The organism is Micromonospora sp. CPCC 205546 (assembly GCF_036902715.1).
Classification (GTDB): Bacteria; Actinomycetota; Actinomycetes; order Mycobacteriales; family Micromonosporaceae; genus Micromonospora.
On sequence record NZ_JBAKHL010000007.1, the window covers coordinates 166955 to 189136 of the forward strand.

Below are 22182 nucleotides of genomic sequence, written 5' to 3' on the forward strand. Positions count from 1 at the left end.
GAATCGTCCCGGCCCCGACACACCACCTGGAGTCCGTGATGGACGTCGAACTGACCCCCCTGCCCGGAATCGGGTACCGCCGCACGTTCACCACCGAAGCGGGACTGCGCATCGGGGTGGTGACCCACCACGTCGGCGGCCGACGTGAGCTGGTCTACCCCGACGGCGACGACCCCGACGCCACCCGCAGCATCGTCCTGGAGCGTGACGAGGCCGTCGTCCTCGCCGGACTGCTGGGCCTGCTCGACACCCTCGACGTCACCGTCGCCGGCCCCGGCGCCCGGGCCGGCGCCCCGTTGACGACTACCCCGGCCGCCGGCGGGTAAGCCGCCTGACCGGTCGCGGGGAGGGGACGTGGGACGAGGGTTCGTGAACTGGTCCGGCAGCCTGTCCTTCACCCCGGCCGAGTACGCCGAGCCCGCCGACGAGGACGAGGTGCGGGCGCTGGTGCGGCGGGCCCGCGCGACCGGCACGACGCTGCGGCCGGTGGGCTCCGGGCACTCGTCGAGCCCGCTGGTGCGTACCGACGGGATCCTCGCCAGCCTCGACCGGCTCGCCGGGGTGATCGCCGACGACGGTGGGCTCGCCACGGTCCACGCCGGCACCAGGCTCAGGGCGCTGGGCGAGGGCCTGTACGACGCGGGGCTGGCGATGGACAACCTCGGGGACGTGGACTACCAGTCGATCGCCGGCGCGACCGCCACCGGCACCCACGGCACCGGCCTCGGCTTCGGCAACCTCTGCACCCAGGTGGCCGGCGTCCGGCTGGTCACCGGGACCGGCGAGACGCTGGACGTCAGCGCGGAGCACAACCCGGAGCTCCTGCCGGCGGCCCGGCTCTCACTGGGCGCCCTCGGCGTCCTCACCCGGGTCACGCTCGCCGTGCAACCGCGCTACCAGCTGCACCGCCGCTCCTGGTGCGCGCCCGTCGCCTGGACCCTGGACCACCTGGCCGAGTTGCAGCACACCAACCGGAACATGGACTTCTACTGGTATCCCCGCAGCGACCAGACCCAGATCCGGGTGATGAACCGCGTCGACGAGACACCGGACGAACGGGTGTGGCAGGCGCCGCGGGTGCCCGGCTCCGCCGCCGCGGACGACCCCCGCGAGGTCCACGTCGCCCCCACCCACCGGGCCATCCCCCGCCACCGGGAGCTGCGCTTCGAGGAGATCGAGTACATGCTGCCGGTGGAGGCCTTCCCGGCCTGCTTCGCGGAGGTGCGACGGCGGATCAGGCAACGGCACCGCCGGGTGGCCGGCTGGCGGGTGCTGGTGCGCAGCATCGCCGGCGACGACATCTGGCTCAGCAACGCCTACGGCCGCCCGACCGCCACCATCGCCTGCCTGCAGAACACCTCGCTGCCGTACGAGGAATACTTCCGGGACATGGAGGCGGTCTTCCGGCAGTACGGCGGCCGGCCGCACTGGGGCAAGAAGCACTGGTTGACCGCCCGGGAGCTGCGTCCGCTCTATCCCCGCTGGGACGACTTCCAGGCGTTGCGTCGCCGGCTGGACCCGGACGGGGTGTTCCTCACCCCGGACCTGGCGCGGTTGCTCGAGGAGGCGTGATGCCACAGATCGGTGCGCGCACGTGGGTGGTCCCGGGCGGGCACGTGCCGTTCCCCGGTCACGGCCCCGAACCGGAGTTCACGAGCTTCGACCAGCTCTGCGTGCTCAACGCCACGGACGAGGAGACCGAGCTGAGCCTGGACGTCTACTACGACGACGCCGAGCCCGTCGGGCCGTACCGGATCCTGGTCGGCGCGCGACGGATCCGGCACGTGCGAATCAACGACCTCATCGACCCGGAGGCGGTCCGCCTCGACCGTCCCTACGGCTGCCTGCTGCGCTCACCGGTGCCGGTGGTGGTGCAGTTCCTGCGCCAGGACACCCGGCTGCCCGGTGTCGTCGCGCTGACCGGCGTCATGGCGCATCCCGTCTGACGTTCGGCGCCCGGCGGGCCGGGTACCCCCGGCCATGCGGATCGCGGGGGACGCAGAGGCGGCGGAGTCGGACTCCCGGCTGCGCCGCACCGGCCGGGAGACCTACCGGCGGTTGCAGTCGTACCTCCTGCTCGCGGTGCAGGCCGGCCTCGCCGCGGCCCTGGCCTGGGTGACGGCCCGCGAGCTGCTGGGCAACCAGGATCCGACCTTCGCCCCGGCCGCCGCGGTCGGTGTGATCGCCGCGGCCATCGGCAACCGCACCCGCCGCACCGTCGAGCTGATCGCCGGGGTGGTGCTCGGCATCGCCGTGGGTGACGTGCTGATCGGCCTGCTGGGCACCGGGCCGTGGCAGACCGGCGTCATCGTCTTCCTGGCGATCGCCGTGGCGGTGCTGGTCCGCGGCGGCGGCGCCCTGATGACCCAGGCCGGCGGTACGGGCGTGCTGGTGGCCACCCTCACCCCGAACAACCCCGACCTGGAGCTGCCCCGGACCATGAACGCGCTGGTCGGCGGAGTGATCGGCCTGCTGGTCGTGCTCGTCATCGTCCCGCTGCACCCGCTGCGGACCGTGCGTCGCGTGGCCGACTCCGCGCTGGACCTCTTCGCCCGCCACATGACCGCGTCGGCGGAGGCGTTGACCCGCGGCGACGCCCACGCGGCCGAGCGGGTGCTCGACCGGATGCGCGCCGCCGAGCCGGAACTCGACCGGCTCAGCGAGGCCGTCGAGGCCGCCAACGAGGTGGCCCGGTTCTCGCCGTTGCGCTGGCGCCGCCGCCGGGCGCTGGGGGCCTACCGGCACGGCGTGGAGCACATGGAACGGGCCTTTCGCAACAGCCGCACCCTGGTCCGCCGGATCGGTACCACCCTGCGCGACGACGAGCCGGTGCCGCCCGGCCTGCCCGCCGCCGTCGAGCGCTACGGCGAGGCGGTCCGGATGCTGCACCGCGAGTTCCTGGCCGCCCGGGAGCCCGTCGGCGCGCGGGAGCGGGTGCTGGCGGCGGTGCGGGAGGCCGGCGAGGCGTGCCGGCAGGACATGGGGTTCTCCGGCACCATCGTCGTCTCCCAGCTGCGGACCATCGCCAACGACCTGCTGCGCGCCACGGGCGTCCCCCGCGACGAGGCACGCCGGCTGGTCCGCCGGGCCGCCGCCGGACAGCGGTGACGCTCAGCCCTGCTGTCGTAGGTAGGGGCCCAGAAGCTCCCGGGTGAGGGCGAGCACGGCGGCTTCCGGGGTGCCGTTCTCGATCATCTGTGAGGACGCGTAGACCACCGCCTGGACCAGTTCCGCCGCGGCGGCCGGGTCACTCGCGCCGTGCTCGGCCAGGGCCGCCACCAGTGGCGTACGCAACCGGTCGTGCAGAACGCGGCTCTCCTCGGCGAGGACGGCACCCGACACGCTGCCGGCGAGGCCGCGCATGACCGCGTGCTCGCCCTGGGCGACGAGGTGCAGGTTGGCCTCGACGTAGGCCAGCACCCGCCCGCCCGGGCCGGTGGCCCGGTCCATCTGCTGGGTGACGTACGCAGACCATTGCGGGAACATGTCGGCGATGACGGCGTTGAGCAGGTCCTCCCGCGACTTGAAGTACTGGTAGACGCTGGGGCGCGCCAGGCCCGTCCGCTTGCCCACCTCGGCCAGGCTCGGCGCCTGCGCCCCGCTCTCCGCGAGGATCTCCCGCGCCGCCGCCAGAATCGCCCGCCGCTGCCGGGCACGGTGCTCGGCCACCGTGGGCGCCTGGATCTTCGGCACGGAACCCCCCATCGTCACGGCACGGGCATCAGTCGCCCGTCGATCATCTCGTACACCTTTGTGCAGTGGCGCAGCACGTCGTGGTCGTGGGTGACCATGACGGTGGCGACGTCGTTCTCCTTGGTCTCGCGGGCCAGCAGCTCCACCACCTCGTGACTGCGGGCACGGTCGAGGGCGGCGGTCGGCTCGTCCACCAAGAGTAGTCGCGGCCGGTTGACCAGGGCACGGGCGATGCCGACACGTTGCCGTTCGCCACCCGAGAGCTGGTGCGGTCGGCGGTTCGCCTTGTGGGCCATCCCGACCTCGTCGAGCAGGGCCGTCGCCTCGCGGGCCCGGGAGCCGTGACCGCCGAAGCGGGCCGGCAACCGCAGTTGGTCCACGGCGGTCAGCGCGGGGATGAGGTTGCTGGACTGGAACACGAAGCCGACGAACTCCCGGCGCAGGGCCGCCCGCGCCCGCGCGCTCGGCACGGTCATGTCCCGCCCGGCGAGGGTGACCTGACCCGAGGTCGGGACGGTCAGCCCGCCGGCCACCGCGAGCAGGCTGGACTTGCCGGCCCCCGAGGGGCCGACGACCGCGACGAACTGCCCGGGGGCGACGGTCAGGTCGACGCCGTCCAGGGCCGGTACGGTGTCGTCGCCGTCGCCGAAGCGCAGGCTCACGCCGCGCATGACCAGTCCGGTGTCGGTCATCGGTTCGCTCCCAGTGCGGTCAGCGGATCCACCGCGGCGATCCGGACGATGGCCACGGCCGCTCCGACCAGGCCGAGGACGAGCAGGAGGAGGGCGGCCACCGCGATCGCCGGCGCGCTGAGCGCGAACGGGATGTTGCTGCCGACCAGGCTGCCGGCCGCGGTGCCCACCGCGACGCCCGCGCCGACGGCGAGCAGCAGCAACGCGAAGGCCTGGGCCAGCCCGTCGCGCAGCAGGTATCCCGTCGGAGCGCCCATGGCCCGCAGCACGGCGATCTCCGCGCGGCGTTGGATGGTCCACACGGTGAAGAAGGCGCCGACCACCAGCGCCGAGATGGCGTAGAGGAACCACTCGATCAGTTGCAGGGTCGACGTCTCGGCGGTGTATCCGGGCGAGGCGCCGTACGACTGGGTGCGGGACAGGCTCTCGGTGCCGGCGGCACGGTCACCGGCCGCCAGGTCGACCTCGGCGCCGTCGGCGGCCCGCACCGCCACGGCGGTGATCTCGTCGTAGGTGCCGCCCGGTACGGGTTCGCCGGGGCGGACGCCGGCCTTGATCTCCTGCCAGACCCGCAGCGGCAGGTAGGCCACGTCGACGTGACCGAACGTGTGCTGCTCGGCCATGGCGCCCACCACCGTGAGCCGGGTGCCGATCCGGTCGACGGTGACCGTGTCGCCCACCCGTAGCCCGGCCTCGACAGCGGTCCGGCTCACCACGATGCCGTCGGCGGCGTCCAGCCGGGCGCCCTCGGCCACGGGCGGGGAGAGGAACGAGTCGGTGGGCACGCCGAACAGGGCCAGGTCGATCTCCACGCCCGAGTCGCTGCGGGCGTTGATCAGCGCGTTGCCGAAGGGTGCCGCGTCGGCGACCCCGGGCTGCGCCTTCCACGAGTCGACCGCCGAGGCGTCGACGACGCTGCGGGAGAACGCCGAATCGTGCTGCACCCCGTCGGCGAAGGCGAAGGAGGTCGCCGGGATGCGCTGGAGCCCTGAGACGCCGTCGTTCACGAGGCCCGTGGAGAGCCCGGACAGCAGCACCACCAGCACCGCGATGAGCGCGACGACCGCTCCCATCAGGCCGAACCGGGCCTTGGCGAACCGGAGCTCGCGTACCGCTAGGAACATGCCCACCACCGCGGGCGCGATTTTGTCGACTGCATGTCAGGATCGTATCAACACGCTGTCGGCATCATTCCGGACGAGCCCGGGGGCCCGCCCGCCCGTGCGGCGGGGGTGGGGTGGGCTGCTCCCTACGCCGACCCGACGAACTGGCTGACGTGGTAGGCGGTGCTGCGGTTGTCGGGCGTCCTGGTCCACTTCGAGACCATGAGGTGCAGGTCGTTGGCCCGCCGGCTGGACCACGGGTGGATGAAGCCGCCGTAGAGGCCCGGCTCCTGCCAGGAGGTGACCTGGATCCGCTCGGCCGTCCAGACCCGGTCCGGCCCGTCCGCCGTGCGCGTGACGATGCACCCGGTGGCGCAGTTGAGGTACGACATCACCCACGTGCCGTCGGCCAGCCGTCGCACCGAGGGCTCGCCGAAGCGGCCGGTCAGGATCGGTGTGCACGGGCGGCCCCAACCCCAGTTGCTGCCGTTCCAACCCCACCCCTCGTACGCCTCGGGGGAGAACAGCCGGTCCCAGCGGACCCGGCGCAGCATCATCGGCCCGTGCTGGCGGCCGGCGCGTACCGAGAAGACGTACACCCAGTCCCCGTCGCGCTGCATCGTCCACATCTGGAACGGATCGGTGTTGGTGCCGTTGTTCCACCACTTCAGCGGCGTACGGATGAAGTCGTTGCCGTTGTCGCTGTAGGCCAGCCCGGCGTAGCGCGACCGCCAGTGCGGCCCGGCCGGGCCGGCGGAGTTCCAGTTCTCGATGCTCATGTACGACACGAGCTGGCGGCCGGTCTCGGGGAAGGCGATGCCGTCGTTGGGGATGACGGTCACCTCCCAGAGGCCGTCGATGCCGATGCCGTGGTGGCCGTTGTGCATCAGCTCCGGGGCCCGGCCGTTGCCCGCGACGCGGGCGGCGCTGTCGAAGACGATCCCGCCGGCGGCGCCGGGGTGCACGGCGGAGCGCAGCATCACCGGCGAGCGCCAGTCGTTGGGCACCGGCGGGCCCTCGGGCCACGGGGTGTCGAACGTGTCGCCGAACAGGTAGCCGATCGAGCCGTTCTCCAGCACGTACGGGATGCCGAGGTCCGTGCCCGCGACCCGCCACCGGTGGTTCGTGTCGAGGTCGGCGCCGGTGAGGCGCTTCTTCCAGGAGGCGGCGCGGGCCGCGCCGGGGGCGAGGACCGGCGCGACGGCCGTGGCCACGCCGGCGGCGGCCACCGTGCCGAGCAGGCGGCGGCGTGTGATCATGATGACCGTCCTTGTCGCGAGGGGTCCCGGAAGGCGCCGGACGTGGGGGCGCCCGAAGAACCGACCGATCCAGTTATCGGCGTCGATGTTGGGCTGGAACCTACGGCCAACCGGCCGGCGAGGTCAAGAAACCCGGACTCCGTCGACCAGGAAGCGGCACGTGGCGGATTGGACGCGGCGATCGGGGGCATGACAGGGTGCTGCTGGTGCGCACGGGTGAGGGGTAGGCGTTCGTGGCCGATCCGCATACACGCTGGTCTTCCGGCGATCCGCAGGCGGTGCTCGACGGGTTCGAGCAGCTGCCCGGATTCGTGTGGATCTTCGAGGGGCCCGAGCTGCGGGTGGTGGCGGCGAATCCGGCCGTGCGCGCCGCCGTCGGCAACCGCAGCGGCCTGATCGGTGAGCCCTTCCGGCGGGCGGTGCCGGAACTCGCCGGCCAGTACATCTTCGAGCTGCTCGACCAGGCACTGCACGGTGTCCGTTCGCACGGCTACGAGCAGCGCGTCCTGACCGACCGCGACGGCGACGGCCGGCTGACGGAGGCCTTCTACACGTTCGACATGTCGCCCTGGCGCAACCCCGACGGCTCGGTACGCGGGGTGATCGTGCAGGCCGTCGACGCCACCGGCGTGGTGGCTGCCCGGCAGGCCGCCGAAGCCGCCGCCGCCACCGCCGAACGCCGCTACAGGCAGGCCGCCGGCCTCGTCCTGGAACTGCAACGCAGCCTGCTGCCCGACACGCTGCCCGTCCTGCCGCGCGTCCAGGTCGCCGCCCACTACCTCGTCGCGAGCAGCGACCTCGTCGCCGGCGGGGACTGGTTCGACGCGGTTCCCCTGCCGGACGGCCGGCTCGCGCTGACCGTCGGCGACGTCGTGGGGCACGGCGCCGCGGCCGCGGCGGCCATGGGCCAGCTCCGTACGGTCGCCCGGCAGGCGTTGCAGTCGGGCGGCGACCTGCCGCGGGTGCTCGCCGTGCTGGACGACTTCGCGGCTCGGGCCGAGGTGACCCGGGCGGCCACCACCTGCGTCGCCGTACTCGACCCGGACACGGGGACGCTCGAAGCGGCCAGCCACGCGCACCCGGCGCCGCTGGTGGTCGACGCCACCGGCGAGGGCCGGTACCTGCCGCTGACGGCCACGGGACCACTGGGCACCGGAGCCGGCCCCGCCCCCGTCCACACCCACCGGCTACGGGCCGACGACGTCCTGCTGCTCTACACCGACGGCCTGATCGAACGACCCCGGCAGAGCCTGCACGACGGCGCCCGCATCCTGGCCGACGCCGCGGCGGCCGCCCGGCGGGCGACGCTGGACGCGGCCACCACCATCCCGCAGCGGCTGCCCGACCGGATCTGTACCCTGGTCACGGAACGTCTCGCCCTCGCCGGCGGCGGCTTCGGCGACGACACCACGCTCCTCGCCGCCCATCTGCTGCCGCGGCCCGTCGCGCCGCTGCACGTGACCCTGCCCGCCGACACGACGGCGCTGCGCCCGATGCGGCGGCACCTGAGCGACTGGCTCGCCCGGATCGGGGCCAGCGAGTTCGACGCCAGCGACCTCGTCCACGCCGCCGGGGAGGCCGTCACCAACGCCGTGGACCACGCCTATCCCCGCGGCACGCCGGGCACGTTCACGCTGCACGGCACGCTGGACGACCAGGGCGTCGTGCACCTCACCTGTGCCGACCGGGGACGGTGGCGCCCACCGGTCGCCGACCCGGGTGGCCGCGGCCGTGGCCTGACGATGATCCGCGGACTCGTCGACCGTGCGGAGGTCCGGCACACCGGGACCGGCACCACCGTCTGCCTGCACCACCACATCGGCCAGGCGACCAACGTCACCACCGTGGCCGCCGCCCAGGCGGCCGGCCCCCACAAGCAGGCCACCGTCGTCGAGGAGTTCGCGGTCGCCGTCGTCGAGACACCGTCGGGCCGGGTGCTGCGGGTGCAGGGGCCGGTGGACCTGGTCAGCGGCCCTGCGCTGCGCGCCGCCATCCTGCAGGCCAGCCGCGGCGGCAGCCTGCCGCTGACCGTGGACCTCACCCCGGTCACCCACCTGACCAGCACCGGCGTGCGGATCCTGCACGAGGTCGCGCCGATTCTCGCGCACCTGCGCGTCACCGCCACCCCGCAGAGCCCGGCCCACGCCGTGCTGGAACTGACCGGGCTGGGCCACCTCCTGCCACAGGCCCGCGCGAACGGAAGTGACGACGGGGCGGGCCGGTAGACGGCGGGCGGCCGGCGGCGGGTCCGCGCACCGCCGCGCGGGAATCGCGGCGGTGCCCGCGCGAGCCGCGCCCGCCGCCGGACCCGGCGGAAAGAAAATCCGGACGGGTGTCCAATCGGCCGTCCCCCGTCCGTAGTGAGGTCGTACGGCGTCACCGCGACGGGTGACGCGACACGGAAGGGGAGTCGGATCGTGAAGTACATGTTGCTCATCCAGGCCGGGGCGGTCGACGCGGACGGCGGCGCCGCCGGCTGCGAGGTCGGGGACTGGATGGCGTACGACCAGCAGGTGCGCGAGGCGGGGATCCTGGTCTCCGGCGAGTCGCTGGCGGACCTGGTGACCGCCACCACCGTCCGGGTCGGCCAGGACGACAGGCGGACCGTGACGGACGGGCCGTTCGCGGAGACCCGCGAGATCCTCGGCGGCTTCTACGTGATCGACGTGCCGGACCTCGACGTCGCCCTCGACTGGGCGGCGCGCTGCCCCGGGGCGCGCGGGGGCGGCTCCGTCGTCGTCCGGCCGGTCGCCGACTTCGGGGGCTGAGGGCGGTGGGCGAAGCGCCCGCCGGCAACGGGCGGACGGACGAGGCGCCGGCGGCGGTGGAGGCGGTGTTCCGGGAGGAACGCGGTCTGCTGCTGGCGGCCCTCGTCCGCCGCTTCGGCGACCTCGACCTGGCCGAGGAGGTCACCTCCGAGGCCGTCGAGGTGGCGCTGGCGCGATGGCCGGTCGACGGCGTGCCGCCCAGGCCCGGTGCCTGGCTGATGACCACGGCACGGCGCAGGGCGGTCGACCGGCTGCGCCGGGACCGGGCCCTCGCCGCGCGGCTGGCCATCCTCCAGGCGGAGGCGGAGCGGGCCGGACCGGCCCCGGCCCCCGGCTCGGGTGGCGAACTGCCGGACGAGCGGCTGCAGCTCTTCTTCACCTGCGCGCATCCCGCGCTCGCGGCCGAGGACCGCGGGGCGCTGACCCTGCGCTACCTGGCCGGGCTGAGCACGCCCGAGGTCGCCCGCGCCTTCCTGGTGCCGACGGCGACGATGGCCAAGCGGATCACGCGGGCGAAGAAGAAGATCCACGAGGCCCGCATCCCGTTCCGCGTGCCGGACGCGGGCGAGCTGCCCCAGCGGCTGCCGGGCGTGCTGCAGGCCGTCTATTCGATCTTCACCGAGGGCTACGCGGCCAGCCAGGGCCCGCTCCTGCAACGGCTCGACCTCGCCGAGGAGGCCATCCGGCTCGCCCGGATCCTGCGCCGGCTGCTGCCCGCCCAGCGGGAGGCCGCCGGGCTGCTGGCGCTCATGCTGCTCGTGCACGCCCGCCGCGACGCCCGCACCGGCCCCGACGGCGAGCTGGTGCTGCTCGACGAGCAGGACCGTGGCCGCTGGGACCGCCCGATGATCGCCGAGGGCCTCGACCTGCTGCCCGTCGCGCTGACCGGCGGCCCACCCGGCCCGTACGGCGTGCAGGCCGCGATCGCCGCACTGCACGTCGAGGCGGCGGACCTCGCCGGCACCGACTGGCCGCAGATCGTCACGCTCTACGACGTGCTGCTCGCCCTCGCGCCGTCGCCGGTGGTGGCGCTGAACCGGGCCGCCGCCGTGGCGATGCGCGACGGCCCCGGGGCGGGCCTGGCGTTGCTGGACGAGCTGGCCGACGAGCCGCTGCTGCGCGGCCACCATCCGTTTCCGGCGGCCCGGGCCGACCTGCTGCACCGCCTCGGCCGGCACGCCGAGGCCGCCGAGGCGTACCGGGAGGCGGTCGCGCTGGCCGGCACCGAACCCGAGCGGGCCCTGCTGCGCCGCCGGTTGGACGCGATCGGGCGGCACGGCGCGTCGGAGGCGTGACGGCGTCCGGCTGCGACGTCGTCGGCCTGCCGCACGGCGCGCCCCCGCCGGGCAGCGCGCCGTGCGGCCGGATCCGGGGTGCGGTCACCGCGCGGCGGCGACCACGAGCACGCCCCGGTCCAGGACGACCCGCCCGGCGGCGTCTGTGCCCTGGAAGACCACGCCGTACGGGCGCCGCCAGGCGAGCACGGTCAGGGTGTCGCCGGGCAGCAGCGGGGCGTTGAAGCGGGCCCGCACGTGCCGCACGCGCGTCGGGTCGTCGCCGACGAGGGGCAGCAGGAGCCGGCCGGCGAAGCCGAAGGTGCACAGGCCGTGCAGGATCGGCCGGGGCAGCCCGGCCCGCCCGGCGACGGTGGGATCGGAGTGCAGCGGGTTGCGGTCGCCGCTGAGCCGGTAGAGCAGCGCCTGGTCCGGGCGGATCGGCGCGGCGAGCCGGTGCTCGGGCGGGTGGGCCGGTGCGCGCCACAGGGCGGGCCGGGCGCGGCGCCCGCCGAACCCGCCGGCGCCGATGACGAACATGCCCCGGCGTACGGTCGCCACCACCGTGCCGGCCGGGTCGCGCAGCCGGGTCACCTGCTCGACCAGGGCGCCGCTGCCCTGGTCGTGCAGCGCCGCGACGGCGGCGGAGGCGTGCACCCGCCCGGCCGGCGGCAGCGGGCGGTACAGGGTCACCGCCTCCTCCGCGTGCCGGACCGCGGCGGGGTCGCCCAGTGGCGGCGGGTCGGCGGCGAGCACGCTGGCGAAGGTCGGCAGCACCCGTTGCGGGTGCCCGGTGGAGTTCTCGGTGGTGAAGCGCAGGTCCGCGGCGGGGTCGCGCTGTCCCGCCCCGACCCCGAGGGCGTAGAGGATGGCCACGGTCGGGCTCCACGCACGGTGCAGCGACGTGCGCAGTCCGACGAGTGCCGGCAGCGGACGCCCTCCGCCCGGTGCGCTCATCGGCCCGGCGCCGCTCGGCCGCGCGCGCGGGCCGCCGGCGTGGCCGCCCCACGGGCTCGGGTGCCGGTGGCGGGGATCCGACCGCCCCCGCCGCCGGCGTGACTACGGAATGTAATCGGTGTCGCCGTTCGTCCGGTAGGTGGTGGATCCGGACGGCCGGCATCGACCCCTTTGTCCAGCGTGTTCATCGGGCTCCCGGTTTGCGGTCGAGGATTCGACCCGACGGTTGGAGATGATCGACGGCTACTGTCTGTTGCAGGAAGGTGAGGGCGAATCTCTTGACTGAGCCCACGGTCCGGCAGTAGCGTCCCATATTAAGCAACGGTAACCATAATATGAGCCGCTAGGTATCTGGGGTAGCCATGAGAATGCGAGCATTGCGCGCTGCGGTAGCAGCCTTGCTGGTGACCGCCGCCGTTGCGGCCTGCGCGGAGAACCAGAGCCCGACCGAGTCCGGCGGCGGCGAGGCGGCCCCTTCGGTGGCGGTCAACTTCGGCGTGGGCGTCGACCCGGCGTACTCCCCGATCTACCTCGCCGACCAGGAGAAGCTGTTCCAGGCCAACGGCCTGAACGTCACCGTCACCCAGTTCCAGGAGGGCACCGGTGGCCTCGACGCGATCCTGGCCAAGCAGGGCCAGTTCACCGCGAGCACCGAGTCCAGCCTGCTCAACCGGGCCACCCGGGGAGACATCAAGGGCCTCGCGGTCTTCTCCCAGTCGCCCAGCTTCATCAAGCTCGTCGCGCGCGCCGGCGTCGCCGACGTGGCCGGCATCAAGAAGTACGGCGTCGTCCCCGGCACGGTCAACGAGTACGCCACCAACAAGGTCCTCGCGGCGCGCGGCATCAGCCGGGAGTCCGTCGAGTTCGTCAACGCCTCGCCCGCCGAGATGCCGGCCCTGCTGCAGCGCGGCGACGTGGACGGCTACATCATGTGGGAGCCGTGGCCGTCGCGCGGCGTCGCCAACGGCGGCAAGGTCCTGCTGACCAGCGGCGACATCGGCTACGTCTACAACCTGGTGATCGGGGTCGACGGCGCCTGGTACGAGGCCAACAAGGAGGCCGCCAAGAAGGTCGTCCAGACCATCGGCCAGGCGTGCGAGCAGCTCACCAGCGACCCCGCCAAGGCGGGCACGGTCACCGAGAAGGCCATCAAGGTGCCGGCGGCGGAGGCGCAGAAGCTGCTGGAGGGCGTCCAGTGCCAGGTCCGCGACTTCACCGACGACGACCTCAAGCGCTACGGCGAGATCGCCCAGTTCCAGCAGGACAGCAAGATCGTCACCCAGAAGGCCGACCCGGCGACCGTCATGGTCAAGGGGGTGGCGTGACAGTCAACGGCACCGCCCCCGCCACCACCCCCGCCGGCCCGCCCGCCGAGCGTGCCGGCTCCCCGATCCGCATCCGCGACGTCGACATCCGCTTCGGCGAGTTCGTCGCCGTCAGCGGCGCGAGCCTCGACATCGCCGCCGGCGAGCTGGTCTGCCTGCTCGGTCCGAGCGGCTGCGGCAAGTCCACCCTGCTCAACGCGGTCGCCGGGTTCGTCCGCCCGGCGGCCGGCGAGGTGACCTGCGGCGGCGAGCCGGTGACCGGGCCGGACGTGTCGCGGGGCGTGGTCTTCCAGAGCGCCGAGGCGCTGTTCCCCTGGCTGACCGTACGGCAGAACGTCGCCTTCGGTCCGCAGATGCGTGGCGTGCCCAAGGCCCAGCGCGACGCGGTCGTCGAGCGGTACCTGGCGATGGTCGGTCTGGGGCACAGTGCCGAACGGTTCCCCGAGCAGCTCTCCGGCGGCATGCGCCAGCGTGCCCAGCTGGCCCGGGTCCTGGCCAACGACCCCTCGGTCGTGCTGATGGACGAGCCGTTCGGCGCGCTGGACGCCCAGACCCGGCTGGTGATGCAGGTCGAGCTCGACCGGATCTGGCGCGAGACCGGCGCCACCATCGTCTTCGTCACCCACGACATCGGCGAGGCGATCCTGCTCGGCGACCGGATCGTCACCATGACGGCGGGCCCGTCGGCGGCCATCAAGAAGGACTACCGCTGTGACCTGCCGCGGCCCCGCGACCTGACCGACCCGGCCTGCGCGGCGCTCTTCCGCGAGCTGCGCGAGGACATCGGCACCGAGGTGGCCCGGACGCTGCGCGCCCAGGGGCTCGACGACGGCCACGACGGCCGGCCCGGCGTCGACCACGCGGGCGGCGACCGGAAGGAGGGGCCATGACCGTCGAAGCGCCCACCGTCCCCGACCGCACCCGGGCGTCGGCGCCGCCCACCCCGCGCCGCAACCGCTGGCCCCGGCTGACCCGGATCGGGTTGTCGGTCCTGTCGGTGCTGCTCGGCGTGCTGATCTGGGACCTCGTCAGCCGCAACTACACCGCCTTCTTCCTGCCCTCGCCGCTGCTCACCCTCGACGGCGCGGTCGAACTCGTCCGGGACGGAACCCTGTGGGACTCCGTCAGCGCGTCCTCGACCCGCATCCTCACCGGCTGGCTGCTCGGTGTGCTCGTCGGCGTACCGATGGGTCTGCTGATGGGCTGCATCCCCTGGCTGCGGCTGATGCTCGACCCGTACATCCAGTTCTTCCGCTTCGTGCCGCCGATCGCCTTCGTCACCCTGGCCATCATCTGGCTCGGGCCGGGGGAGGCGTCGAAGGTCGCGCTGATCTTCTACACCACCGTCTTCATCGTCGCCCTCAACACCCTGGCCGGGGTGCTGTCGGTCAACGAGATCCGGATGCGGGCGGCCCGCGCGCTGGGCGCCGGTCCGGTGCGCAGCCTGGTCTCGGTCGTGCTGCCGTCGACGGTGCCGCACGTGGTCACCGGCGCCCGCCTGGCGATGGGCAACTCGTTCCTGACGATCGTCTCCGCCGAGATCGTCGCCGCCCAGAGCGGCCTGGGATCGCTGATCTGGACGGCGCGCAACTACGCCAAGACCGAGTGGGTCTTCGTCGGCATCATCGCCCTGGGACTGCTCGGCTACCTCTTCGACTGGATCCTGCGTCTGGTCACGGGACGGACCCTGCGCCGCTACGGCGTCACGTTCTAGCGACCCGGTCCGCACCGTCGCCGACGCCATCCACCCCTACCCGAAAGGCTCGCCATGCTCTGCATCGGCGTCGACATCGGTGGCACCTTCACCGACGTCATCGTCTACGAGCCGGCCACCGCCCGGCTCGCCGAGGCCAAGACCCTCTCCACCCCGCACGACCCCGCGGCGGCCATCTTCGAGGGGCTGGCCAAGCTCGGCGTCAGCCTGGACACGGTCGACCGGTTCGTGCACGGCACGACCCGGGTGACCAACGCGCTGCTCGAAGGCTCCGGCGAGCCGGTGGCCGTGCTGGCCACCGAGGGCTTCCGGGACGTGCTGGAGATGGGCCTCGGACACCGGCCCCGCCTCTACAGCGTCAAGGAGAGCGCCCGGCCGCCGCTCGTCGCGCGCCAGCACCGGCACGTGCTGCGCGAGCGCATCGGCGCCGACGGCAGCGTCGTACGGCCGCTGGACGCCGACGAGCTGGACGAGGCGCTCGACCGGGTGGCGACCGCCGGGCCCCGGGCGGTGGCGGTCTGCCTGCTGCACTCGTACCGCAATCCCGCCCACGAGCGGGCCGCGGCGCGGCGGCTGGCGGAGCGGCACCCCGGCCTGGTCTGCACCGTCTCCTCGGACGTGGTGCCGGAGCAGGGCGAGTACGAGCGGTTCGCCACCACCGTGCTCAACGCCAGCGTGCGGGCCACCGTCGCCGACTACCTGCGCGGACTCGGCGACGCCCTCGCCGACGGCGGCTACGCCCACCCCCTGTCGATCATGACGAGCAGCGGCGGTGTCGTCTCCACCGACGAGGCCGGCCGGTTGCCGATCAACCTGGCCCTCTCCGGGCCCGCCGGCGGCGTCGCCGCCACCGTGCACCTGGCCTCGCTCGCCGGCTACCCGAACGTCATCACCTGCGACATCGGCGGCACCAGCACGGACGTCTGCCTGATCAAGAACGGCAGCCCGTTGATGACCAACGACGGGAAGATCGCCGGCTACCCGAACCGGACCTTCCAGGTCGAGATCAACACCATCGGCGCCGGCGGCGGCTCGATCGCCTGGCGCGACCTGGGCGGGGAACTGCGGGTCGGGCCGCGCAGCGCCGGCTCGACCCCCGGCCCGGCCGCCTACGGTCGGGGCGGCACCGAGCCGACCACCACCGACGCGCACCTGCTCGTCGGCCACCTCGACCCGAGCGAGAGCCTGGGCGGGGAGGTGCCGCTCGACCCCGACGCGGCCCGGGCCGCGCTGGCCGGACTGGCCGGCACGTTCGGCCTCGACGAGCTGGAACTGGCACGCGGCATCCTCACCCTCGCCACGGTCAAGATGACCAGCGCGATCAAGGAGATCTCGGTGGCCTGCGGCCACGACCCGCGCGACTTCGTGCTGATGCCCTTCGGCGGCGCCGGCCCGATGCACGCCACGGACCTCGCCGACGAGCTCGGCATCCGCCGGGTCCTCGTCCCGCCGGTGCCGGGCAACTTCTCCGCGCTCGGCTTCGTCACCGCCCAGGCCCGCCACGACTACGTGCGTACCGTGCTGGTGCCCGCCGACGACGACGGCCTCGCGGCCGTCCGGGCGGCCCTGGCCGACCTGCGCGACACCGCCCTGGCCCAGCTCAAGGCCGAGGACGGCGTGGAGACCGACCAGGTCAGCTTCGGCCTGTCGGTCGGCATGCGGTTCCGGGGGCAGAGCTTCGACCTCGCCGTCGCCCTGGCCGAGCTGCCGGCGAGCGCCGACGACCTGGTGACCGCCTTCCACGAGGCCTACGCCGAGCGGTACGCCTACACCCGCTCCGACCACCCCGCCGAGATCGTCAACTGCCGGCTCACCGCGTTCGGGCCACGCCCGGCGGTACGCTTCGCCGCCCCGACCGCCGGCCCGGCGCAGCCCGGCACGACCCGTCTCTACCGCACGGGCGGCTGGGTCGAGGCGAGCGTGTGGCGCCGCGCCGACCTGGGCCCCGGCTGTGCCGTCGCCGGTCCCGCCGTCGTGCGGGAGAACGGCAGCACCACCGTCGTCGGCGGCGGCTGGACCGCCACGGTCGACGAGCACGGAAACCTGCTGCTGACCAAGGAGTGATCCGTGACCCCGCCAGCCCTCGACCTCACCGTGCTGGAGCGCGCCGCCCGGCAGCCCGACCGCGCCCTGTACGTCTTCGACGACCCGGACCGGCCGGTGACCACGGGGGAGTTCGCCGACCTCGCCGGCCGGGCCGCCGCCGTCCTGGCGGCCCAGGGCGTCGGCCGCGGCGACCGGATCGCGGTCTGGGCCGAGAACGGGCTGGCCTGGCTGGTGCTGCTGGCCGCCGCGGCCTGGCGGGGCGCCGCACTGACCACCCTGCACCCCGGCCTCACCGGGCCCGAGCTGACCGCGGCCCTGGCGCGCGCCCGGCCACGGCGGCTCTACCTCGCCGAGCGGGTCCGCGACCGGCACGGCCCGGCCACCGTCACCCAGGCCCTGGCGGGGCTGCCGCCCGGCGAGCGCCCGGACGGCTGGCACGTGCTCGGCGCGGACCTGGGCGCGGCCGCGCTGGCGGGGCTGCCCGGCTGGGACGACCGGGTCCCGCCGCCCGTCGGCGACCCGGACGCCGCCTGCAACATCCAGTTCACCTCCGGCTCCACGGGCCCGGCCAAGATGGTGTCGCTGAGCGCCGGCAACCTGCTGGCCAACGCGGCCTGGACGGCCGAGGCGGCCCGGCTGCGCGCCGACGACCGGATCGCCTCGCCGCTGCCGCTGGCCCACGCGGCGGGCCTCGGCAGCGGGGCGATGCTGGCGCTCGTGACGGGCGCGCTGTGGGTCTCCACCCGCAGGTTCCGCACCGAGCCGGTGCTCGACCAGATCGAGAAGCACGCGTGCACGGTCCTGCAGGCCGTACCCACCATGGCGTCGATGCTCTGCGACCGCGTCGAGCAGGACCCCGGACGTTGGAACCTGTCGTCGTTGCGGGTCGGCTTCCTCGGCGGCGCCACCTGCGCCCCGGCGCTGGTCACCCGCACCCGCCGGGCCCTCGACCTGGAGCGGGTGGCGGTCGTCTACGGCCAGACCGAGGCCGGCCCGACGATCAGCCTGGATCCCGGCGACGGGACCTGCGGGGCGCCCGGGAGCACCGTCGGACGCGTCCTGCCGGCCCTTGAGGCCACCGTGGTCGACCCCGCCACCCGCGCCCCGCTGCCCGCCGGGCAGGTCGGTGAGCTGCTGGTACGCGGCGACTCGGTCACCGACGGCTACGCCGACGACCCGTTCGCCACCGCCGCCACCATCACCAGCGACGGCTGGCTGCGCACCGGCGACCTGGGCGCGCTGAGCGACGAGCGGGTCCTCACCCTGGCCGGCCGGATCAAGGAACTGATCATCCGCGGCGGCGAGAACGTGCACCCCGCCGAGGTCGAGGCCGTGCTCGCCGACGACCCGGCCGTGGCCCGGGTGTGCGTCCTCGGTGTGCCGTCGACCCGGTGGGGGGAGGAGGTCGCGGCCCTGGTCGTGACCGTCCCGGGCGGGCACTGCGACGTCGACCGGCTCGCCCGCGACGCCACCGGACGGCTGGCCCGGCACAAGGTGCCGACCCTGATCCGTACGGTCGCCGACCTGCCGCTGCTGCCCTCCGGGAAGGTCGACCGGCGGGCCGCGCGGGAACTGCTCGTCGCGGAGGGGGAACGCTGATGCAGCTCGGATCGTGCTTCCTGGACTCGCTGACCGTCACCAGCTTCTTCGGCAACGCCGAGATGCGTGGGGTCTTCAACGACCGGCAGCTCATGCAGTCCTGGCTCGACGTCGAGGCCGCCCTCGCCCGGGGCCAGGCGAAACTGGGCATCATCCCGTCCGCCGCCGCGCAGGCGATCACCGAGGCCGCCCGCGTCGACCGGCTCGACACGGCGATGCTCGCCGCCGACGCCGCCGACACCGTGCACCCCCTGGTGCCGCTGGTGCGCGCGCTCACCGCCGCCTGCCCCGGCGACGCCGGGCGCTACGTGCACCTCGGCGCCACCACGCAGGACGTGATGGACACCGGCTTCGTCCTGCGCGCCCGCGACGGCCTGGACATCGTGCAACGGCAGGTCGACGAACTGGTCCGGGCGTTGCGCCGGCTGGCGTTGCGCCACCGCGCCACCCCGATGGCCGCCCGCACCCACGGCCAGCAGGCGCTGCCGACCACGTTCGGCCTGCGCTGCGCCGTGTGGCAGAGCGAGCTGCAACGCCACCGCGCCCGGCTGCGGCAACTGCGGCAGCGGCTGCTGGTGACCAGCATGGGCGGCGCGGCCGGCACGATGGCCGGCTACGGCGCCCAGGCGTTCGCGCTGGAGCACGCCGTCGCCGCCGACCTCGGCCTCGGCGTCGCCGACACCCCCTGGCACGCCACCCAGGACCGCTTCGCCGAGTGCCTGATGGTCTTCGGCCTCGTCGCGGCCAGCGCCGAGAAGCTGGCCCGGGAGATCTACTTCCTCGGCCGCACCGAGGTCGGCGAGGCGTACGAGTCGCAGCGCGCCACCCAGGTCGGCAGCAGCACCATGCCCCACAAGCGCAACCCGATCCGCTGCGAGGCGGTGATCGCCGCCGCCGGCACCCTGCGCGCCCAGGTGCCCCTGGCGTTGCAGACCATGGTCGCCCAGGACGACCGGGACATGGGCGTCGGGATGACGCTGTGGAAGCTGCTGCCGGAGTGCTTCATCCTGCTCGGCGGCGCGTTGCAGCGACTGGTCGACGTCTTCGGCGACCTGGGCGTCAACCCCGACCGGATGCGCGCCAACCTCGACCTCACCGGCGGGCTCGTGCTCTCCGAGGCGGTGATGCTGCGCCTGGCCGGCCCGCTCGGCCGGGAACGGGCCCACCACCTGGTCATGCGGATCGTCCGCGACAGCCTCGAGCAGGGCCGCCCGTTCGCCGAGGCGCTGCGCGCCGACCCCGAGGTGGCCGCCGCCCTGCCCGCGGCGGAACTCGCCGGCCTGCTGGACCCGCTGTCGTACGTCGGCCACGCCGCCGCGCTGGTCGACCGCGCCCTACTGAACTCGGAGTCGCCATGACCGACGCACACCGTGCCGAGGAATCCGTGCTGCTGCACCGCGACGGGCGCCTGGCCCGGGTGACGCTGAACCGGCCCGCCCGGCGCAACAGCTTCGACCTGGTGATGCTCGCCCGCTTCGAGGACGTGCTGCACGAGCTGGCCCGGGACGACCGCACCGAGGTGGTCGTGCTCACCGGCGCGGGCAGCGCGTTCTGCGCCGGCACCGACCTGCGTGAGCTGGCCACCCTCGACGCCCGGACCACGATGTCGGTGCAGCGCCGCACCGCCGAGCTGGTCGAGCGGTGGTACCGGCTGGAGCAGACCACCCTCACGGCGTTCAACGGCCCGGCCATCGGCTCCGGCGCGGTGCTGGGACTGGCCAGCGACCTGCGGCTGGCCGCCGACACCTGCTTCGCGACCTTCCCGGAGGTGGGCTTCGGCATCCCGCTGACCTGGAGCGGCATGGCGATCCTCGCCGACCTCGTCGGCGCCGACCTGGCCAAGCGCTGGCTGCTGCTCGGCGAGCGGATCCCCGCCGACGAGCTGCGCGAGCTGAGACTGGTGATTGAGGTGGTGGACCCGGGGCGGCTCGCCGCCGCCACCACCGACACCGCCGAGCGGCTGCTGGCCACCTCCCCGGTGGGGCGCTCGATGACCAAGCGGGCCGCCCGCCTGGCCGGGCCCCGGTTCGAGGCCGCCGCCAACGACTCCTACCTCGGCGCGCTGAGCGTGGCGCTGCGCCCCGCCGGCGACTACCTCGCAAGGGACACCCGGTGAGGGCCGGCGAGGCGATCGCCGACGCGGTGGTGGCGCACGGGGTCGACACGATCTTCGGGCTGCTCGGCGACGCGAACATGTTCCTGGTCGCGGACCTGGTGCAGCGCCACGGCGTCCGGTTCGTGGCGGCCCGCAACGAGAACGCCGCGGTGATGATGGCCGACGGCTGGGCCCGCGCCACCGGCCGGTGCGGCGTCGTCACCGTGACCCAGGGCCCCGGCCTGGCGGTCGCCGGCGCCGCGTTGACCATCGCCCGGCAGGCCGGCACGCCGCTGGTCCTGATCGCCGGTGACACCCCGCCGGGCGATCCGCTGCACGTGCAGAGCTTCCCGCAGCAGCCGTTCGCGCTGGCCACCGCCGGGACGTTCGTGCCCGTGACGTCGCCGGCCACGGCGGCCCGCGACGTCGCCCTGGCGTTCCGCGCCGCCGTCGAACGGCCCGGCCCGGTGGTCCTCGACGTCCCCATCGACCTGCAGGACGAGCCGGTGCCGGCCGGTGCCGCGCCCGCGCCGGCGGTCGTCGCGTACCGGCCCGCGTCGCCGGCGCCCACCGACGCGGCGGTCGTGGAGCTGGTCGGCCTGCTGGCCACCGCCCGCCGCCCGGTGCTGCTGGCCGGGCGGGGCGCCGAGGCGGCGGCGGACGACGTACGCCGGCTCGCCGACTGGTGCGGCGCGGTGCTCACCACCACCGTGCTGGCCGCCGGGCTCTTCGCCGGCCACCCCTACCACCTGGGGGTGGCCGGGGGACTGGCCCGCCCGCTGACCCGGCGGGTGCTGGCCGAGGCGGATCTCGTGGTCACCTTCGGTGCCGGACTCAACCGGTGGACGGCCGACCACGGCGCGCTCTTTCCCGGCGCGCGGGTGGTCGCGGTCGACGTCGACGCGCGGGCACTGGGGGCGCGTTGGCCCGTCGACCTGGGGATCGTCGGGGACGCCGCGGTCACCGCGCGCGCCGTGACGGCCCGGCTCGAGCCGCTCGAGCGCCCGGGCTGGCGTAGCCCCGCCCTGGCCGCGGAGATCGCCGCGGCCGACCCGTTCGACGGCATCGAGTTCGTCGAGGGGGCGGCGGGGATCGACCCCCGGGCGTTCCTGCGGATCTGCGCCCGGCGGCTGCCCGCCCGGCGTACCACGGTGGTCGGGGTGGGGCAGTTCGGCGGCTGGCCGAACCTGCTGCTCGACTCGTCGGCCGTGGACCGCGCGTTCATCGCGCCCTGGGAGTTCGGCAGCATCGGCGTCGGCCTGCCGTACGCCGTCGGGGCCGCAGTGGGTCGCCCGGAGCGGCCGGTGGTCGCCTTCGAGGGCGACGGCAGCCTGCTCACCGGCCTCGGTGAGCTGGACACCCTGGCCCGGACCGGGGCACCCGTGCTGCTGGTCGTCATCGACGACGGCGGCTACGGCGCGGAGGTGCGAAAGTTCGCCCCGCGCGGGGTCGACCCGGCGTTGGCCCGGTTCCCGGCGCGCGACCTGGCGGCGGTGGCCCGGTCCCTGGGGGTACCGGCCTGGACGGTCACCGACGAGGTGAGCGCCGAGGCGGCCCTCGACGCGGCGCTGCCGGTGACCGGGCCGGCGGTGCTGCACGTGCGGGTCCTGCCCGAGGTCACCCAGGAGCGGTTCTGACGGCGTACGCCCCGCCGCGC

20 protein-coding genes are annotated in these 22182 nt (G+C 74.4%); 15 read left to right on the forward strand and 5 right to left on the reverse strand.

Features of this window, described 5'->3' with window-relative positions:
- The first annotated feature begins 38 nt into the window (after positions 1-38).
- From V6U77_RS06505 to V6U77_RS06520, 4 genes are read left to right on the forward strand one after another with little or no spacing between them, the layout of a single operon-like run.
- Positions 39-326, forward strand: a complete 288-nt coding sequence (locus tag V6U77_RS06505; RefSeq protein WP_334605278.1) for a potassium transporter TrkA — start codon at positions 39-41, stop codon at positions 324-326.
- A gap of 28 nt (positions 327-354) precedes the next feature.
- Complete coding sequence (locus V6U77_RS06510) at positions 355-1572, forward strand: D-arabinono-1,4-lactone oxidase (protein ID WP_334605279.1); 1218 nt, start codon at positions 355-357, stop codon at positions 1570-1572.
- Positions 1572-1946 (forward strand): sensory rhodopsin transducer, encoded by a 375-nt coding sequence (locus V6U77_RS06515; RefSeq protein WP_334605280.1) that lies wholly within the window; start codon positions 1572-1574, stop codon positions 1944-1946. Before V6U77_RS06510 ends, V6U77_RS06515 begins: the two co-directional genes overlap by 1 nt.
- 34 nt (positions 1947-1980) lie before the next feature.
- Positions 1981-3108 carry an FUSC family protein gene (locus tag V6U77_RS06520; protein ID WP_334605281.1) on the forward strand — a complete coding sequence of 376 codons (1128 nt, stop codon included), beginning with the start codon at positions 1981-1983 and terminating at the stop codon, positions 3106-3108.
- A 3-nt stretch (positions 3109-3111) separates the two neighbouring features.
- Here the strand turns inward: V6U77_RS06520 and V6U77_RS06525 are convergent, their stop codons facing one another.
- From V6U77_RS06525 to V6U77_RS06540, 4 genes are all read right to left on the reverse strand, one after another.
- Complete coding sequence (locus V6U77_RS06525; protein WP_334605282.1) at positions 3112-3693, reverse strand: TetR/AcrR family transcriptional regulator; 582 nt, start codon at positions 3691-3693, stop codon at positions 3112-3114.
- A gap of 14 nt (positions 3694-3707) precedes the next feature.
- Entirely contained in the window at positions 3708-4385 is a 678-nt protein-coding gene (locus V6U77_RS06530) for an ABC transporter ATP-binding protein (RefSeq protein ID WP_334605283.1), read from the reverse strand.
- Complete coding sequence (locus V6U77_RS06535; RefSeq protein ID WP_334605305.1) at positions 4382-5509, reverse strand: ABC transporter permease; 1128 nt, start codon at positions 5507-5509, stop codon at positions 4382-4384. The genes V6U77_RS06530 and V6U77_RS06535 overlap by 4 nt, the downstream gene beginning before the upstream one ends.
- A 125-nt stretch (positions 5510-5634) precedes the next feature.
- Positions 5635-6750 (reverse strand): DUF4185 domain-containing protein, encoded by a 1116-nt coding sequence (locus tag V6U77_RS06540; RefSeq protein ID WP_334605306.1) that lies wholly within the window; start codon positions 6748-6750, stop codon positions 5635-5637.
- A 230-nt stretch (positions 6751-6980) separates the two neighbouring features.
- On the opposite strand from V6U77_RS06540, the gene V6U77_RS06545 reads away from it, so the two are divergent.
- The 3 genes from V6U77_RS06545 (at position 6981) to V6U77_RS06555 (ending at position 10810) form a co-directional block, all read left to right on the forward strand.
- Positions 6981-8972, forward strand: a complete 1992-nt coding sequence (locus tag V6U77_RS06545; RefSeq protein WP_334605284.1) for a SpoIIE family protein phosphatase — start codon at positions 6981-6983, stop codon at positions 8970-8972.
- A 201-nt stretch (positions 8973-9173) separates the two neighbouring features.
- Positions 9174-9515, forward strand: coding sequence for a YciI family protein (locus V6U77_RS06550; protein ID WP_334605307.1), 342 nt, complete (start codon positions 9174-9176; stop codon positions 9513-9515).
- Between the two features lie 5 nt (positions 9516-9520).
- Entirely contained in the window at positions 9521-10810 is a 1290-nt protein-coding gene (locus tag V6U77_RS06555; RefSeq protein WP_334605285.1) for an RNA polymerase sigma factor, read from the forward strand.
- 84 nt (positions 10811-10894) lie between these two features.
- Here the strand turns inward: V6U77_RS06555 and V6U77_RS06560 are convergent, their stop codons facing one another.
- On the reverse strand, positions 10895-11665 hold the full coding sequence (locus V6U77_RS06560; RefSeq protein ID WP_334605286.1) for a MaoC/PaaZ C-terminal domain-containing protein: 771 nt from the start codon (positions 11663-11665) through the stop codon (positions 10895-10897).
- Between the two features lie 485 nt (positions 11666-12150).
- On the opposite strand from V6U77_RS06560, the gene V6U77_RS06565 reads away from it, so the two are divergent.
- From V6U77_RS06565 to V6U77_RS06600, 8 genes are read left to right on the forward strand one after another with little or no spacing between them, the layout of a single operon-like run.
- Complete coding sequence (locus V6U77_RS06565; RefSeq protein WP_334605287.1) at positions 12151-13071, forward strand: ABC transporter substrate-binding protein; 921 nt, start codon at positions 12151-12153, stop codon at positions 13069-13071.
- Positions 13068-13961, forward strand: coding sequence for an ABC transporter ATP-binding protein (locus V6U77_RS06570; protein ID WP_334605288.1), 894 nt, complete (start codon positions 13068-13070; stop codon positions 13959-13961). Before V6U77_RS06565 ends, V6U77_RS06570 begins: the two co-directional genes overlap by 4 nt.
- Entirely contained in the window at positions 13958-14785 is an 828-nt protein-coding gene (locus tag V6U77_RS06575; RefSeq protein WP_334605289.1) for an ABC transporter permease, read from the forward strand. The genes V6U77_RS06570 and V6U77_RS06575 overlap by 4 nt, the downstream gene beginning before the upstream one ends.
- 54 nt (positions 14786-14839) lie before the next feature.
- The gene (locus V6U77_RS06580) at positions 14840-16849 is read left to right on the forward strand and encodes a hydantoinase/oxoprolinase family protein (protein ID WP_334605290.1); all 2010 of its coding nucleotides are present in this window, start codon (positions 14840-14842) and stop codon (positions 16847-16849) included.
- Positions 16850-16852: 3 nt separating this feature from the next.
- Positions 16853-18430: a class I adenylate-forming enzyme family protein gene (locus V6U77_RS06585; RefSeq protein ID WP_334605291.1), complete on the forward strand. Its 1578-nt coding sequence runs from the start codon at positions 16853-16855 to the stop codon at positions 18428-18430.
- On the forward strand, positions 18430-19788 hold the full coding sequence (gene purB / locus V6U77_RS06590; protein ID WP_334605292.1) for an adenylosuccinate lyase: 1359 nt from the start codon (positions 18430-18432) through the stop codon (positions 19786-19788). Before V6U77_RS06585 ends, purB begins: the two co-directional genes overlap by 1 nt.
- A complete protein-coding gene (locus V6U77_RS06595) occupies positions 19785-20546 on the forward strand; it encodes an enoyl-CoA hydratase/isomerase family protein (protein WP_334605293.1) in 762 nt (253 codons plus the stop codon). Before purB ends, V6U77_RS06595 begins: the two co-directional genes overlap by 4 nt.
- The gene (locus V6U77_RS06600) at positions 20543-22162 is read left to right on the forward strand and encodes a thiamine pyrophosphate-binding protein (RefSeq protein ID WP_334605294.1); all 1620 of its coding nucleotides are present in this window, start codon (positions 20543-20545) and stop codon (positions 22160-22162) included. The genes V6U77_RS06595 and V6U77_RS06600 overlap by 4 nt, the downstream gene beginning before the upstream one ends.
- Positions 22163-22182 lie beyond the last annotated feature (20 nt).